This window comes from Rhizobium sp. WSM1328, assembly GCF_057653715.1.
The window spans coordinates 333,584-349,040 of the sequence record NZ_CM172788.1 but is presented as its reverse complement, the minus strand read 5'-3'; the positions used below and the strand labels follow the sequence as shown (position 1 = coordinate 349,040).

The following is a 15,457-nucleotide window of genomic DNA, read 5'->3' as shown; positions in this document are numbered from 1 at the left end:
CGCCCCTATTCCAGCAGGATCAGGATCTTGCTTGCGGCCGTGTTGAGGATCGAGATCGCTTCGACGGCCATCTGCTTCTGGGTTTCGATCGCCTTCTGCCGGATCGAAGCCTCGTCCATGTCGGTATCGACGAGCGCACCGACGCTTTTGTCGATCGAATCGGACAGATTGGCGGTATAGTCGATCTGATCGTCGATGCGCGTCTTCATCACGCCGATGGACGCGGCCGTGGTCGTCAGCGAGGAGAGCAGCGAGTCGGTCACGTCAAGCATGTCGGTGAGTTGTGCATCGGTCGTGTTCTTGCCAATCGCAATTTCCGTACCTGTCGCCGGCGTGGTGGAGTTGGCGTTCAGCAGATAATAGTTCCGCGACGTCGCGCCGCTGTTGTTGATCGCGTTGGCATCGACCGACTTGGTCAGCAGGCCGCCGCTCGCATTGTTCTTGTCGATGAGGATGGTCTGCGAGGATGGGAAATCGATGGTCTGAGCCTGATATTCGCCGGTTGGAGCGCGCACGAAACCAGAGATCACCTGCCATGTCGGCGGCGCGGCGGCATCGCCGTTCAACAGCCAGTTTTCACCCGCAAACGACGTCGATTCGACGACCGTCTGCAACTGCTCCTTGTATTCACTGATCTCGGCGTTGATCTTGTCCTTGTCGGCGCCTGGTTCTCTTGCCGAAACCAGCTTGGCGCGAATCTCACCGATGAGATCGATCGCGGAGTCCATCGCCGTGTAGGTCGCATCCACCTTGGCAGCGCCGAGGCCGAGCGCATCTCCGATCGTTCCGAGATTGGTGCTGTCCGAACGCATGACGGTCGCGACCGACCAGTAGGACGCATCGTCGGCGGCCGTCTCGATACGATATCCCGAGGATACTTGCTGTTGGGTCTGGCTGGCTTCTTTGTTTATGCTGCGCAGCACCGCAAGCGCATTCACCGCGGCCGCGCTGGTAATCTTAACGGTCATCGACAGGTCTCGGAATCGGGGTGAAAGGGCAGGCCGGAGTGCCGGCGGCGACTGGGGTGGCGTCATGCCTCCGGCAGAGTTTCCACCGGTGTGTCGCAAAGCAAATCAACTCAAAGCGAAGTTAACTCGATATCAACCGGTTGGGCAAGAGCCTGGCGCCGAGCCCGGCGCGTCGCCAGAAATTTCGATCAAGCCGTTGATATAAAAGGAAGAACCGCGCCGTTTTGAGGCGCGGTCCGGGAGGCTTCTCGTTTGCGGCCAGACGACGGCGCAAGATTCGGTCCAGCTTCAGCGCCTGACTTAGCTACGGAACAGCGTGAGGATGTTCTGAGCGCTGGAGTTGGCGATCGACAGCGACTGGATGGCCAGCTGTTGCTGGGTCTGCAGAGCGCTGAGCTTGGAGGATTCTTCTTCCATATTGGCGTCGACGAGGCGGCCGACACCGGAGTCAATCGAATCGCTGAGCGCGCTGACGAAGCCTTCTTGCAGCTCAATGCGAGTGGAAATAGAGCCGAGCTGCGATGCAGCCTTGGTCATCGCCTCAAGGCCTGCCTCGATTGACGTCAGGGCCATGGAGATCTCAGGCGAATCGAAGTTGGTGATGTCCATCGAGTAGATCGAGCCGATCGTACCGGATGATGTGCCGATAAGGCCGGAGCTGGTCTCGATCGCGCCGGTCGAGTCCATGCCGAAGAGAACGTTGCCCGTGGAGCTCGTGTCCAGAATGTAGTCCGTCGTCTTGACCGAGACATTGCCGTTGCCATCGCGGACGAACGAGGAAACGACGCTCTTGGTGCCGTCAGCGCCCGCGACCCAGTTTTCACCGGAGAAGGAAGCCGATTGCGCGATGCTCAGGAGCTGCTGCTGCAGCTGGCCGATTTCTTCCTGCACTTTAGCCTTGTCGACACCCTTTTCGGTTGCAGCGACGATCTTCGCCTTGATCTCGCTGATGACATCGATGGCACTGTCCATGGCGGAGTAAGCGGTGTCGACCTTGGCAGCGCCGAGGCCGAGAGCGTCGGAGACAGCCGAGAGAGCCTTGTTGTCGGAACGCATGGTCGTTGCGATCGACCAGTAGGCGGCGTTGTCGGCCGCCTTCTCGACGCGGTAACCCGATGATACGCGGTTCTGCGTATCCTCGAGGCTGTCGTTGATTCCGCGAAGTGTTTGAAGAGCGGCCATTGCCGCAACGTTCGTCAAAATGCTGGTCATGAAATGATTGCCCCTTGTTGGCAGATGGAAAAAAGGGACATTCCGGAAAGCTACCGGGAACGGGGACCAGCCTCATGCCTGTTAACCGGTTCTTAAATTTGGTTAACCCACCGTCTCGTTGACCGCAGAAGACAGCATTATGGTTAATCGATCGTTAACGGACATTAAAAAAGCCGCGCTCCATTGAAGCGCGGCTCGATTCCGAGATGCCCGCCGGAGACCGGCGGGCTGATGTTTCGGCGGGTTATTAGCCGCGGAACAGCGTGAGGATGGTCTGCGAAGAGGAGTTCGCGATCGACAGCGACTGGACGGCCAGCTGCTGCTGGGTCTGCAGGGCGCTGAGCTTGGAGGACTCTTCTTCCATGTTGGCGTCGACGAGACGGCCGACACCGGAGTCGATCGAGTCGCTGAGAGCGGACACGAAGTTTTCCTGTAGTTCGATGCGCTTGGAGATCGAGCCGAGCTGAGCGCCGGCGCTGGTCATCGCCTTCAGAGCCGATTCAACGTTAGTCAGAGCCGACTGGATTTCGCCGAGGGTGAAGTTGGTGATATCCATTGCGTAGACAGAACCGGTCGCACCATTCGAAGTACCGAGGATACCCGTGGAGGTTTCGACCGAGCCGACGCTCATGCCAAACAGAACGTTGCCCATGGAGGAGCTGTCGAGAACATAGTCGGTCATCACGACCGAAACGGCGTTGGAGCCGTCACGGACGAAGGAGGCAACGACGTTCTTGGTGCCGTCAGCGCCAGCAACCCAGTTTTCACCGGAGAAGGAAGCCGACTGAGCGACGCTCAGGAGCTGCTGCTGCAGCTGGCTGATTTCTTCCTGGACCTTGGCCTTGTCGACGCCGCTTTCAGTGGCGGCAACCAGCTTGGCCTTGATGTCGCCGACGACGTCGATGGCGCTGTCCATAGCAGAGTAAGCGGTGTCGACCTTTGCAGCGCCGAGGCCGAGAGCGTCGGAGACAGCCGAGAGAGCCTTGTTATCAGAACGCATGGTCGTTGCGATCGACCAGTAAGCAGCGTTGTCCGAAGCCTTGCCGACGCGATAGCCGGACGAAACGTGGGCCTGGGTTTCCTGGAGACCCTGGTTGATGCCACGGAGAGTCTGGAGGGCTGCCATTGCAGCGTTATTGGTGTTGATGCTCGTCATAGTTTGCTTGCCCCTTGTTGGCAGATTTTAAACAGGGACATTCCGGATTTTCGGCCGGCCCACAGCGATCAGCATCATGCCTGTTAACCATTTCTGTTAAGGTTAACTCGCCGTTTCGATGGGCCTAGAAAACACCAAGATGGTTAAGGAAAGCTGAATTCGAATTGGAAATTACTTAAAAATATCTGAGGCTTAGAAGGATTTTCATTAACCTTATATTAAAATATTTCGCGGCCGGGGATGACCCGGCCGCGAAACTTGGAAACCTTGTGCCGACCGGTCTTAGCGGAAGAGCGACAGGATGTTCTGCGAAGAGGAGTTCGCGATCGACAGCGACTGGATCGCCAGCTGCTGCTGGGTCTGCAGGGCGCTGAGCTTGGAGGACTCTTCTTCCATGTTGGCATCGACGAGACGGCCGACACCGGAGTCGATCGAGTCGCTCAGAGCCGAGACGAAGTCGTCCTGGGCGTCGATGCGGCTGGAGAGCGAGCCGAGAGCAGCGCCTGCGCTGGTCATGGACTTCAGAGCTGCTTCAACGTTGGTCAGAGCCGACTGGATCTGGCCGGCGGTGAAGCTGGTGATGTCCATCGCGTAGATCGAACCGGTCGCACCGCTCGAAGTACCGAGGATACCCGTGGAGGTTTCGACCGAGCCGCCGCTCATGCCGAACAGAACGTTGCCTGCAGAGCCGCTGTCGAGAACATAGTCGGTCGTGGTGATCGAAACGGCGTTGGAGCCGTCACGGACGAACGAGGAGACGACGCTCTTGGTGCCGTCAGCGCCGGCAACCCAGTTTTCTCCATTGAAGGAAGCCGACTGAGCGATGCTCAGGAGCTGCTGCTGCAGCTGACCGATTTCTTCCTGGACCTTGGCCTTGTCGACGCCGTTTTCAGTGGCGGCAACGAGCTTCGCCTTGATGTCGCCGACGACGTCGATGGCGCTGTCCATGGCGGTGTAAGCAGTGTCGACCTTGGCGGCGCCTACGCCGAGAGCGTCGGAGACGGCCGAGAGAGCCTTGTTATCAGAACGCATGGTCGTTGCGATCGACCAGTAAGCAGCGTTGTCCGAAGCCTTTTCAACACGGTAACCAGAAGAAACGTGGTTCTGCGTGTTGTTCAGGTTCTGGTTGACGCTGCGCAGCGTCTGGAGAGCGGCCTGTGCGGAAGAATTCGTGTTAATGCTTGTCATAAGTCTGTCCCCTGGAAACTAGATACAAAAAGGAGGACATACCGGACTATAGTACCGGCGATGACGGACCAGCTTCATGCTACTCGGCGCCTGTTTTGTTTGGCCCAAACCCGTCATGTCCAGGGCAATCTCGCAGCCAATGCTTGCCAACTCCTTAAAAATACGGACCCTCGGCCGGCTCCTCGCAGGGCATAGTTAATGCCTTCTCACAAGGCTTAGTTAATGCCTGCTGAAGATAATTTTCGGCATCCGAATTCGAGCGACAAAAGAAAACTTTACCGGCGGAAGGGGCGTTTTCCTGGGACAGTCGAGGCTTTCCGGACAAAGCAGGCACTCATCGCGCCACCGGTTTCAAGCAAGCTTCGAATGCCAGTATGGCAGATGCCGGGATAGCATCATCGGACTGACCTCGTTTTTGGGAGGACGGTCCATGCGCGCTTCGGCGATCGACAGCCATGCCAGAACATTTCCTTCACGGAGTTGGGTTTTGAACAGCAAAGTTTCGTTCTCTGCGGCATCCAAGGATTACCAGATGGGCCGCTACACACAGTCCTTGGCGACGCTCAACCAGTTGATGGATATCCAGCAGGACGCCAAGACCTATGCGCTGCTGGCCAAGAACCTCGTGCAGCTCGGCTTCAAGGCCGATGCCGCGAAAGCCTATGGCCTGGCCGGGAATTGCGAAGGACCGAATTCCTACGAATACCAGAAACAGGCTGCCAAGCTGCATTACGAGACCGGCAACGAGGACGATGCTCTGCTGATCGCCATGCGAAACCTCACCAAGGCGCAGGAAGACGCGGAACTCGCCTTCATCATCACCGCGATCTATCTGAAGCGCCAGCAGCGGGATATCATCCGCCCGTTCAAGACGGTGCTGTCGCAGAGTGCCAATCCCGATCATATGCGCCTGGCGGCCCTGCTGCTGAGCGACGATCTGAACGACGCAACCAACCAGAACCTCGCGCGCAACATCTTCAAGCGTTTTCCTGGCAACCTCGCATTTCGCTTCCTTCACCTTGTTTTCGCCCGCGAATTCAATGAGTTCGAAGAGGCGAGCAAGCATCAGGCGGTAATCGACGCGGCCCTTGCAAAGGGCGATATCGAGATCCTGCGCAAGGACAACCCGTTCTATCATCTGCACTGGTGCGGCAACGAAGACTTCAACCGGTATGCGACGATCGGCACCACCCCCCTCAACCAGGAACGGGTGGCCTTCCGCCGCAATCAACCGCACACATGGTCGGACAAGATCCGCATCGGCTACATGTCATCAGACTTCTGGGATCGCCATGCGACGATGAAGCTCTTGCAGCGCATCCTGGAACTGCACGACACGGACCGGTTCGAGGTGACGCTCTTCTGCCATACGGGCCCGGAATACCTCAAGCACAACACGATCGACCGCAGCCGCTGGGGCCGGATCGTCACCGTTCACGGCTTCTCCGATCAAGCGGTGCTGGAAGCGGTGCGCGAGCATAATATCGACATCATGGTCGACCTGAAGGGCCACACTTCGGGCAGTCGCGCGACGGCCTTCAACCTGCCGCTCGCACCGGTGCATGTCGGCTGGCTCGGTTTCCCCGGCAGCACGGTCAATGTCGATCTCGATTACGTCATCGGCGACCATTTCGTCCTGCCCGAGGTGGCCAAGCCCTTCTACCACGAGAAGTTCTGCCGCCTGCCGGAGAGCTACCAGCCGAACGACCCGATGCATCGTCCGAAGCCGCGTCCTGTCACCCGCGAGCAACTCGGCCTGCCTGATGACGCCTTCATCTTCGCGTCCTTCAACGGTAACCGCAAGATCACGCCGGAGACGATCGACAGCTGGTGCCGCATTCTCAAGCGCGCACCGAACAGCGTGCTCTGGCTGATGGCGAATACGCCGCGCAACCAGGCAAACCTCCTGAAGCAATTCCAGACGGCGGGCATTTCCGCCAAGCGGATCATCTTCTGCCCCCGCGCGCCCTATGAACAGCACATCGACCGCCAGCAGGCGGCCGATATCGGCATCGATACCTTCCCCGTCAATGGCCACACGACCACCTCGGAGCAGCTCTGGGGCGGCCTGCCGGTCCTGACCGTCAAGGGCACCAACTTCGCCTCACGCGTCAGCGAGAGCCTGCTCAGGGCCATCGACCTGCCTGAGCTCGTCGCGCCCGACCTGCGGGCCTATGAGGATATGGCTGTCGAACTGGCTGAGAATCCCGGACGGATCGCTGAGTACAAGGCGCATCTCAAGGAGAAGCGCTATACCGCGCCGCTCTTCGACGCAGAACGGTTCTGCGACCATCTGGAGCAGGCCTATCAAATCATGGCCGAGCGCGCCAAGCAGGGTCTTGCCCCCGATCACATGGACATTCCGGCGTTGCCGCCGCGCACGGCGCCGTTCGCGGCCGAATGAGGCTTTTCGACCGCTACAGCGCCGCGCGTCTTTCAGACGCGTAACGGACGCTGTAGCTCTTTGAATTGCTGCATAATGAGAAACCCGCCGGAGCGATCCGGCGGGTTTCTCATTGGCGAATATCCAAGCGGCGGCAGCCGGTCAGCTGAACGAGCGCACCAGGCTGCCGACGAGCAGGTTCCAGCCGTCGATCAGCACGAAGAAGAGAATCTTGAAAGGCAGCGAGATCGAGGTCGGCGGCAGCATCATCATGCCCATCGCCATGGTGATGGTCGCGACGATGAGGTCGATGACGAGGAACGGCAGCACGACGAGGAAGCCGATCTCGAAGCCGCGGCGAATTTCGGAAATCATGAAGGCCGGGATCAGCACGCGGTAGTCGATCGGATCGGTCGTCTGGATATTCTGTCCGCGTTCGCGCGCCAGATCGACGAAGAGCGCCAGATCCTTGTCGCGGGTATTGGCCGCCATGAAGGTGCGGAAGGGTTCGGCGATACGCTGGACCGCTTCGGTCTCGTTGATCTGATTGGCAAGCAGCGGCTGCACGCCGTTCTGCCAGGCCTGATCGAAGGTCGGCGACATGACGTAGAAGGTCATGAACAGCGACAGCGACAAGAGGATCATGTTGGAGGGCGTCGAGGAGAGGCCCATCCCCGAGCGCAGGATCGAGAAGGCGATGATGAAGCGCGGAAAGCTCGTCACCATAATCAGGATGCCCGGAGCGACCGAAAGAATGGTCAGCAGGCCGAATGTGCGGATGATCCAGGCGGCGACGGAGCCATCGACCGGCACGTTCAACAAGTCAGTCGGCAGCTGCTGTGCCACCGCCAGTTCCGGTACCGCCATCATGGCGGCAAGGAAAACTATGAGACGAATCATTCGATGACAAATGTCCTGAACATGACCTTCGATACCCGCCCTTGCGAGCGAAGGTCAACACGTTCCTGTATGTCATCCTTGAGATATTGAAAGCCGCGCGGCCCCTCGATCTGCTGGAGGGAAACGGTCCTGATATAGGCGAGGATATCCTGGTGAATATCCTCGGAAACCTTGACATCCGGCGGCCCGTTGAACAGCAGCGCGACTTCGAGTCGCACCCAGTTTTCTGAGGGGTAGGCGAGGTTCGAGGTGATCGGCTCGAGCTGGACGACGTTGTTGGCCTCGGTCGAGATGCGCGCCAGGCCTTCCTCGGCCTTCTTCTTGGCCTCAGCATCCTTGGCCTGCTCGACCTCCTTGGCGCCCTTGATGTTGGGCGCGACGATCGTGCCGACCGCCCAGCCGCCGCCGGCGCCGAGCAGGGTCAGGACGGCGATGCCGATGATCGTCATCAGCGCGCCGGATTTCTTCTGCGATTGACCTGCGCTTGCGTCTGGCTCTGCCATCGTCGTTCAGCCTCAAAGCGGCGAGAAAAGATCGACGGCCTGCTGGCCGCGCGGAGGCTGCTGCACTTCCATCAGACGGCCGCGGCCGCCGTAGGAGATGCGGGCTTCGGCGATCTTGTCGTAGGAGATCTGGTTTTCGGCATTGACGTCCTGCGGACGAACGATACCGGCAACGTTCAGGATGCGCAGTTCCTGGTTCAGGCGGACTTCCTGCGAGCCTGATATGACAAGGTTTCCGTTTTCGAGAATGCCGGTGACGACGGCGGCGACCAGAAGGGTGAGCTTGTCGGTGCGCTCGATCTTGCCCTTGCCGTCGGTGCTGGTGTCGGAACCATAGGTGAGGTCGGTCTTGGACTCGGGCGTCCAGCCGAAGATCTGGGCGTTGACGTCCCAGTTCATGCCGCTCGAATTCTTCCGGCTGCGGTTGGTCTCGTTGTCGAAGGAGCCCTTGTCGTTGATCTGGATGTCGACGGTCAGGATGTCGCCGACGTTCAGCGCGCGCGCATCCTTGAAGAGGGCGGCCTGCGAATCGCTCCACAGCGAATAGCCCTGCGCCACGGCGCGCGGCTGCTTCGGATAAAGCGCCATCTGCGGCGTCTGCCCGTAGGCAAGGCCGCTGCCGATCGGGCTCATGGCAGGCGCACGGCCGATCTCGCTGACCGCCGTCGGAGACTGGCAACCTGCAAGGAGTGCGAGGGCGGCGATCGCGGCCGGGAAACGCATATTCATGAAGGATCCTTCGACGTATTGGGATCGGACGCACTGGCGATGACGCTGGCGATGACCGCGGCCTTCTCAGGGTCCATCTCGTTGAGGATGAGGCTCGACTGACGCGGCCCGAGCCGCATGATCACGGCGGAGGCCACCTCGATCTTCATGTCCTGCAGCTGGAGTGCGGCCGCATCCGGCTTCATCTTCCTGTAGATTTCGGTGAGGCCGGCCTCCGCCTGCTTCAGGAAATCGTCGCGCCGCTTCAGCCAGTCCTGGTACTCGGCCTTGCGCTTGTCCATTTCCGCCATGCGGGCGTCAATGTCGGCGCGAAGCTTTTCCAGTTCCTGCTTCTGCAGGAGGTAACGCTGGTCGCGGGCGGGCTCGGCGATGTTGGTGCAGAACTGCTTGATCTCGTCCTGGGACGTGATGTCGCCGGCCGGCGCATGTTCCTGCGCGAAGGCACTGGGGATCGACAGAAGGACGAGGCCTGCGGCGGGCAGCGCCAGCCGGCGCAGCAATTGCAAAACCGTCATGTCAGGGTTGATGATATCAATCATTGCAGCACAAGCTCCGCCTGCAGGGCGCCCGCCGACTTGATGCCCTGGAGAATGGCGATGATGCCATCCGGTTTCACGCCGATATTGTTGAGACCGGCGACAAGGGTCCTGAGATCCGGACCATCGATGATGGCGACGCGCCCGCCGGTCTGCTCGGCCGCAATATCGGTCTGCGGCTGGACGGCGGTCCGGCCTTGCGAGAAGGGTTCGGGCTGGATGATCTGCGGCGTCTCGGTGACCTGGACGGTCAAGGTGCCGTAGCTGACGGCGACCGGCGAGACGCGGACGTCGGACCCGATGACGATCGTTCCGGTGCGTTCGTTGATGACCACCTTGGCCGGCGTGTCGGTCTCGACGATGAGATTTTCAATATCGGCCATCAGCCGGGTGAGATCGGCTGTGCGCGGCTTCTGGATCACGACTTCCTGCGAATCCTTGGCTTCGGCGACCGGCCCGCCGAAGCGCGCCGAGGCATAACCGTTGACGATGTCGGCGATGCGGATCGCCGTCGAGAAGTCGGGGTTGCGCAGCTGCAGGACGAGATTGACCGAGTCCTTGAAGCGGGACGGCAGTTCACGTTCGATGATCGCGCCGCCGGGCACGCGGCCGGCGGTGGTGACACCTTCGGTCACGGTCGCCGCCTGGCCCTGCGCCTGAAAACCGGAAACGATGGCGGCACCCTGCGCGACGGCATAGATTTGGCCGTCGGCGCCAGAAAGCGAGGTCATGACGAGCGTGCCGCCGCGCAGCGACGTCGCATCGCCGAGCGAGCTCACCGTCACGTCGATGCGGCTGCCGGGGCTTGCGAAGGGTGGCAGGTTGGCGGTGACCATCACGGCCGCCGTGTTCTTGGCGTTGGACTGGCCGCCCTGCGTCGAGATGCCGAGATTCTGCAGCATCGCGCGCATCGACTGCTCGGTGAAGGGCGAGGACCGGAAGCCGTCGCCGGTCCCCTGGAGGCCGACGATGAGGCCATAACCGATCAGCTGGTTGTCGCGGCCGGCCTGAAGGGAAGCGATGTCCTTGATGCGGGAAGTCAGCGCCCAGGCGGGCACGACATCAGCCAAACTCATGGCGAGAACCGCGACAAGGGTGACGAAGCGGAAGAACAATTTCATTTTGCCCTCACATGGACCGTGCCGTCCGCAAGCACCGTGCCGCTGACGATGACGCCGGAGTCCATATTGCGCGCGCGGACGACCTGCCCGGTCGTGCCGTCTTCGAGCGGCGTGCCGGCGGCGGAAATCGTCAGCGCGCCGAACGACAGAACCAGACGGATCGAAGAGCCGCGCGTCACCGTATAGGCCTCGCGCAGGCCCGAAACCGAAATCGTCCGGCCCGGCAACAGCGTACGCTTGGAGACCATGCCTTCGACCTGGGAAATGGATTTGGCATAGTCGCCGGCGAGGTTGGGGTTGGTAACCTCGACCTCCTGAAGCTGGCTGGACGACAATGTGTCGCCGGGATAGATGATCGTCGTCGGAACGACGGCATAACCCATGCCGGCATCCACGTCCGCGGGCAAGAAAATGCCCGCGACTGCGATCGTGGCTGCTGCCACCCATCCTGAGATGTGTCCTGCCCGGCAAAACATCATGTTTCGGCCCTTCCCTTTACTTCAGATTCTTGCTGACGATGGAGGCCATTTCGTCAGCGGTGGTGATCACCTTGGAATTCATTTCATAAGCGCGCTGGGCCGAGATCAGCTCGGTGATTTCCTTCACCGGGTCGACGTTCGAAGATTCCAGGTAACCCTGCTTCATGTAAGCGAAACCTTCCTCGTCGGGATTGCCGATGACGGCTTCGCCGGAGGCCGGCGTTTCCTGGAAGAGATTGTCGCCGAGCGGCTGGAGACCCGCCTCGTTGACGAAGTCGGCAAGGGTCAACTGGCCGAGCTCGGTTGCCTCCGTCGCACCCGGCAGCTTGGCTGTGACCTGGCCGGAGCGGCTGATCGTCAGTTCGGTCGAGCCCGTCGGAATGGTGATGCCGGGAAGGACCTCGTAGCCGTCGATGGTGACGAGCTGGCCCTGGTCGTTCTTGTTGAAGGCGCCGGCGCGGCTGTAAAGCGTCGTCCCGTCGGTCGACTGGATCTGGAAGAAGCCCTTGCCGATCAGCGCCACGTCGAGATCGTTGCCGGTCTGGGTCAGTTCGCCCTGGAGATGCAGGTTGCGGACCGCTGAGGTCTGGACGCCGAGGCCGATATTGGCACCTTCCGGAACGACGGCCTGGTTGGCGCGGTTGGCGACACCCTTGGCACGTTCGGTCTGGTAGAGAAGATCCGAGAATTCGGCGCGGGCGCGCTTGAAACCGGTCGTATTGATGTTCGCGATGTTGTTCGCGATGACTTCCAGATTGGTCTGCTGGGCATCCATGCCCGTTGCTGCGATGGCGAGCGCTCTCATGTGTTCGTCCTCAAATCAGTTACATCTGCATCTTGGTGACTTCGAGAAAGGCCGAGACGACCTTGTCGCGGATGGCAATCGCGGTCTGCAGCGTCTGCTCGGCCTGGAGCATGGAATCGACGACTTCGCGCGTCGTCGCCGTGCCCTTGATACCGGCAAAGGACATGCTTTCCGCACCCTTCAGGCTGCTGACCGCGTCGCTCGCCATGTTACCCATGACGGAGGCGAAGCTCATGCCGTTGGCCGCACCTGCGGCGCCCGGCATGGTGGCGGCAGACGACGAGGTGGAATTTTCGGTGTCGACGGCGCCGAGCGCACGGGTCATCGAAAGGTTGCTGACGTTCTGGACGCTGCTGATCATTATTATTGGCTCTTCAGGAGGTCGATCGTGGAGGAGATGAGATCGCGGGTCTGTTTGATGGTCTGCAGATTGGCGTCATACGAGCGGTTGGCTTCGCGCATGTCGGCCATCTCAACCAGGATATTGACGTTCGGCAGTTTGACGACGCCCTTCGGGTCCGCAGCCGGATTGCTGGGGTCGAATTCAGTGCTGAAGTCGCCTTCGTCGACGCCGACCTTTTTGACGCCGACAGTCTCGACACCGTTGGTGCGATCCATCTGCTGGCCGAAGGTGATCGTCTTGCGGCGATAGGGATCGGCACCGGGCGTGTCACCCGTCGAGCGGGCATTGGCGATGTTTTCCGAGACGATGCGCAGCCGCGTCGACTGCGCCTCGAGCCCGGAACCGGCGATTTTCATTGCTGCTGAAAGCGGATCCATAACTTTACTTCCTGACGGTCATCAACATCATGCGGTTGAAGGAACTGACCAGCGAGGTGTTCAGATCGTACTGACGCTTGATATCGCCCGACTTGGAGAGCTCCTCGGCCAAACCGACCGTATTGCCGGATTCCTGGACACCGATTTCCTGGTCGAGCGCGGCATCCTTGACGTCGATATCGCCGCTGTCGCTGAAATCGTTGCCGCTGAGATGCGCCGGATTGGTGCGCGCCATGTTGATATTGGAATTGTCGAGCACCGCATCAAAGGGCGTAACGTCCTTGGCGTGGAACTTCGGGGTATTGGCATTCGCGATGTTGCCGGCAACAACCTGCTGACGAATCGTCAGCCATTCCGCCTGCCGCGAAGCCAAGTCGAAAAGTTGGATCGGTTGCATGAGAACTCTCCGTTTTTACTGTCCCGAACCTAGTGCGGTAATCTTGCGTGGGACTTACGGGAATTCAGGCTTCGAGGCGGCTTTCGGCGAAGGCCGCCGCTATGACGGCGCCGCGCGTCTTGCCGATGCGCCAGGACGCTGTAACTCTCTGAATTGCTGCGTCATTTCCCCAAATCGGAATCGATTTAAGGAATGACGCAGTAAAAAACAGGGGCTCCGGCCGGTCACGGCGGAGCCCCTGTTGCCTTCCGCGTTTGCGGACAGGTTCAATTGTTCTGGTAGGTCTCGCCCTTGGAGGTGACGATCACCCATTTGCCGTCGCGCTGCTCGAGTGTCGCAAGGCGGCTTTCATCGGGCAGGATCGAGCCGATGCGCACCACATACATGCCGGAGGGATCCTCGATCAGCGCCCGGCCGTTGGAAACATGCAACAGCCGGAAGGACGATTTGCCGGGGAAGGGCTGATCCTCCTGTATAGCGCGGCCATCGCGCTCCTTGCCGAGATCGGAGACCGTCGCCGTCGTCAGCGGATCGATCGGCGGGGCCTTCTTGTCCGCTTCGTTCTTGTTGACCATGGCAAGCGGCGAGACGCTGAAGACGTTGCGGGCCGGCCAGTCCGGCAGTTCGCGCGAATTGCTGCTGCTGGCGACATTGATGCCGAACTTGTCCGCGTTGAAGAAGACGTACCAGGGAAAGAAGGCGGAGGCGCCGGCAAGCGCCAGGCCGGCGAAGGTCAGAAACCGATCCAGGATGGCGGCTTTCCTGCGCTGCTTCAGGGAAGCAATGCGTTCGTCGTCGAAATCAGCCACGTCTAGCCTCTCCTCTGAATAGGGGCGCCCTGATTGCCCATGCCGGCTGCAGCCTTGAGCGCACCGGCGAGATCGGCGAAAGCGTCGAGCGAGTCGCGGTCGCCCGGAGACTGCTTCAGGACGTCGTAAATGATCGGCACCTGCTTGATCGCCATGTCGAGATCGGGATCAGCACCCTGACGGTAACCGCCGATCATGCGCAGATCGCGCGTCTCTTCGAAACGGTGGATCAGCACCTTCAGCCGCGATACCAGCTTTTCCTGATCCGGCGTCCAGGCCTTGCGGGCAAGACGCGAGATCGAGGCGAGCGGATCGATCGGGGGATAACGCCCTTCTTCGGCGAGACTGCGCTGCAGGACGATATGTCCGTCGAGGATGCCGCGGGTCGAATCGGCGATCGGGTCATTGTGATTGTCGCCGTCGACAAGGATCGAGATGATCGCGGTGATGGTGCCGGCGCCCTCGGGACCGGGACCGGCGCGTTCCAGGAGGCGCGGCAGCTCGGTGAAGACGGAGGCGGGATAACCGCGCGCGATCGGCGGCTCGCCGGAGGCGGTCGCCACCTCGCGGATCGCATGGGCGAAACGCGTGACGCTGTCGATGATGAAGAGGACGTTCTCGCCCTTGTCGCGGAAATGCTCGGCGATAGTGACCGCCGTCAGCGGCGCCATCTTGCGCAGCATCGGGCTCTCGTCGCTGGTGGCGACGACGGCGATCGCCTTCTTCATATTGCTGCCGAGCGTATCCTCGATGAATTCGCGCACCTCGCGGCCGCGTTCGCCGACAAGCGCAATGACAACCTTGTCGAAAGCATCGGCGCGGGCGAGCATGGAAAGAAGCGTTGACTTGCCGACGCCGGAGCCGGCGAAGATGCCGAGGCGCTGGCCGAGGCAGAGCGGCGAGAAGATGTCGATCGCGCGTACGCCGGTCTTGAAGCCGGTCTCGACACGCTTGCGGGTCATCGAGGGCGGCGCGGTATTGGAGATCGAGCGGCGATCGAGGCCCTCGGCGATCGGGCCCAGCCCGTCGATCGGCTCGCAGAGCGAGTTGACGGTGCGCCCGCACCAGCTGTCCGTCGGTGCAATGCGGAAGGCGCCCTTGCGGATGACGGTATCGTGGATGCCGATCGGCTCGCCGGGTTCGATCGGGCAGACATAGATCAGTTCCGGCTCGACGCGCACGACTTCGCCGAGATGGATGCCGGTCGCCGATTTATGGGCCACGAACTCGCCGAGACGAACGTGACGGGAGAGACCGTGAACCGTGTAGTGGCCGGCGGCGATGGTCTGCACGCGACCGCCATGGGCAACCGCAAACTCCGGCGATGCGTATCGGTCGACGAGGCCCGCCAGATGCGCCAGCTTCGGGGAAAGGCCGTCTTCGGACAGTAGCGTGGTGCTCATGCTTTAACTTTCGCCCTAAAATACGTCGCGTGCAGCTTGCTGCATGCGACGTATTTTTGGTCTTTGTTGTTGTGCATGTCGTCCTCCC

General features: G+C 60.6%; 17 protein-coding genes. 1 reads left to right on the top strand and 16 read right to left on the bottom strand.

The genetic code is table 11. The features are described 5' to 3' along the window. Positions 1-5: 5 nt before the first annotated feature. From AC2444_RS01775 to AC2444_RS01760, 4 genes are all read right to left on the bottom strand, one after another. Positions 6-968, bottom strand: a complete 963-nt coding sequence (locus AC2444_RS01775) for a flagellin N-terminal helical domain-containing protein (protein WP_012756069.1) — start codon at positions 966-968, stop codon at positions 6-8. 300 nt (positions 969-1,268) lie between these two features. Beyond that, a complete protein-coding gene (locus AC2444_RS01770; RefSeq protein ID WP_012756068.1) occupies positions 1,269-2,180 on the bottom strand; it encodes a flagellin N-terminal helical domain-containing protein in 912 nt (303 codons plus the stop codon). A gap of 247 nt (positions 2,181-2,427) precedes the next feature. After that, complete coding sequence (locus AC2444_RS01765; protein ID WP_011650481.1) at positions 2,428-3,336, bottom strand: flagellin N-terminal helical domain-containing protein; 909 nt, start codon at positions 3,334-3,336, stop codon at positions 2,428-2,430. Between the two features lie 282 nt (positions 3,337-3,618). Continuing rightward, positions 3,619-4,524 (bottom strand): flagellin N-terminal helical domain-containing protein, encoded by a 906-nt coding sequence (locus AC2444_RS01760; protein ID WP_012756067.1) that lies wholly within the window; start codon positions 4,522-4,524, stop codon positions 3,619-3,621. A 430-nt stretch (positions 4,525-4,954) separates the two neighbouring features. Between AC2444_RS01760 and AC2444_RS01755 the strand changes: the two genes are divergently transcribed. After that, positions 4,955-6,928 carry an O-linked N-acetylglucosamine transferase, SPINDLY family protein gene (locus AC2444_RS01755; protein ID WP_012756066.1) on the top strand — a complete coding sequence of 658 codons (1,974 nt, stop codon included), beginning with the start codon at positions 4,955-4,957 and terminating at the stop codon, positions 6,926-6,928. Between the two features lie 141 nt (positions 6,929-7,069). Here AC2444_RS01755 and fliP read toward each other — a convergent pair whose 3' ends face one another. The 12 genes from fliP to fliI all read right to left on the bottom strand — a co-directional run bounded on the left by fliP (position 7,070) and on the right by fliI (position 15,369). Then, positions 7,070-7,807 carry a flagellar type III secretion system pore protein FliP gene (fliP, locus tag AC2444_RS01750; protein ID WP_003556541.1) on the bottom strand — a complete coding sequence of 246 codons (738 nt, stop codon included), beginning with the start codon at positions 7,805-7,807 and terminating at the stop codon, positions 7,070-7,072. Next, positions 7,804-8,310 (bottom strand): flagellar basal body-associated FliL family protein, encoded by a 507-nt coding sequence (locus tag AC2444_RS01745; RefSeq protein ID WP_012756065.1) that lies wholly within the window; start codon positions 8,308-8,310, stop codon positions 7,804-7,806. The genes fliP and AC2444_RS01745 overlap by 4 nt, the downstream gene beginning before the upstream one ends. Before the next feature lie 12 nt (positions 8,311-8,322). Continuing rightward, complete coding sequence (gene flgH / locus AC2444_RS01740; protein ID WP_003556536.1) at positions 8,323-9,039, bottom strand: flagellar basal body L-ring protein FlgH; 717 nt, start codon at positions 9,037-9,039, stop codon at positions 8,323-8,325. After that, positions 9,036-9,578: a MotE family protein gene (locus AC2444_RS01735; RefSeq protein WP_012756064.1), complete on the bottom strand. Its 543-nt coding sequence runs from the start codon at positions 9,576-9,578 to the stop codon at positions 9,036-9,038. The genes flgH and AC2444_RS01735 overlap by 4 nt, the downstream gene beginning before the upstream one ends. After that, on the bottom strand, positions 9,575-10,696 hold the full coding sequence (locus tag AC2444_RS01730; RefSeq protein WP_012756063.1) for a flagellar basal body P-ring protein FlgI: 1,122 nt from the start codon (positions 10,694-10,696) through the stop codon (positions 9,575-9,577). The genes AC2444_RS01735 and AC2444_RS01730 overlap by 4 nt, the downstream gene beginning before the upstream one ends. Continuing rightward, positions 10,693-11,175, bottom strand: coding sequence for a flagellar basal body P-ring formation chaperone FlgA (gene flgA / locus AC2444_RS01725; protein ID WP_012756062.1), 483 nt, complete (start codon positions 11,173-11,175; stop codon positions 10,693-10,695). Before flgA ends, AC2444_RS01730 begins: the two co-directional genes overlap by 4 nt. A gap of 16 nt (positions 11,176-11,191) precedes the next feature. Further along, positions 11,192-11,980 (bottom strand): flagellar basal-body rod protein FlgG, encoded by a 789-nt coding sequence (gene flgG, locus AC2444_RS01720; RefSeq protein WP_012756061.1) that lies wholly within the window; start codon positions 11,978-11,980, stop codon positions 11,192-11,194. A gap of 19 nt (positions 11,981-11,999) precedes the next feature. Next, positions 12,000-12,341 carry a flagellar hook-basal body complex protein FliE gene (fliE, locus tag AC2444_RS01715; protein ID WP_003556525.1) on the bottom strand — a complete coding sequence of 114 codons (342 nt, stop codon included), beginning with the start codon at positions 12,339-12,341 and terminating at the stop codon, positions 12,000-12,002. Between the two features lie 2 nt (positions 12,342-12,343). After that, on the bottom strand, positions 12,344-12,760 hold the full coding sequence (gene flgC / locus AC2444_RS01710; RefSeq protein WP_003556520.1) for a flagellar basal body rod protein FlgC: 417 nt from the start codon (positions 12,758-12,760) through the stop codon (positions 12,344-12,346). A gap of 4 nt (positions 12,761-12,764) precedes the next feature. Then, positions 12,765-13,157 (bottom strand): flagellar basal body rod protein FlgB, encoded by a 393-nt coding sequence (gene flgB, locus AC2444_RS01705; protein WP_012756060.1) that lies wholly within the window; start codon positions 13,155-13,157, stop codon positions 12,765-12,767. A gap of 266 nt (positions 13,158-13,423) precedes the next feature. Further along, a complete protein-coding gene (locus AC2444_RS01700; RefSeq protein ID WP_012756059.1) occupies positions 13,424-13,966 on the bottom strand; it encodes a hypothetical protein in 543 nt (180 codons plus the stop codon). A 2-nt stretch (positions 13,967-13,968) separates the two neighbouring features. Beyond that, positions 13,969-15,369, bottom strand: coding sequence for a flagellar protein export ATPase FliI (fliI, locus tag AC2444_RS01695; protein ID WP_012756058.1), 1,401 nt, complete (start codon positions 15,367-15,369; stop codon positions 13,969-13,971). Positions 15,370-15,457: the final 88 nt, after the last annotated feature.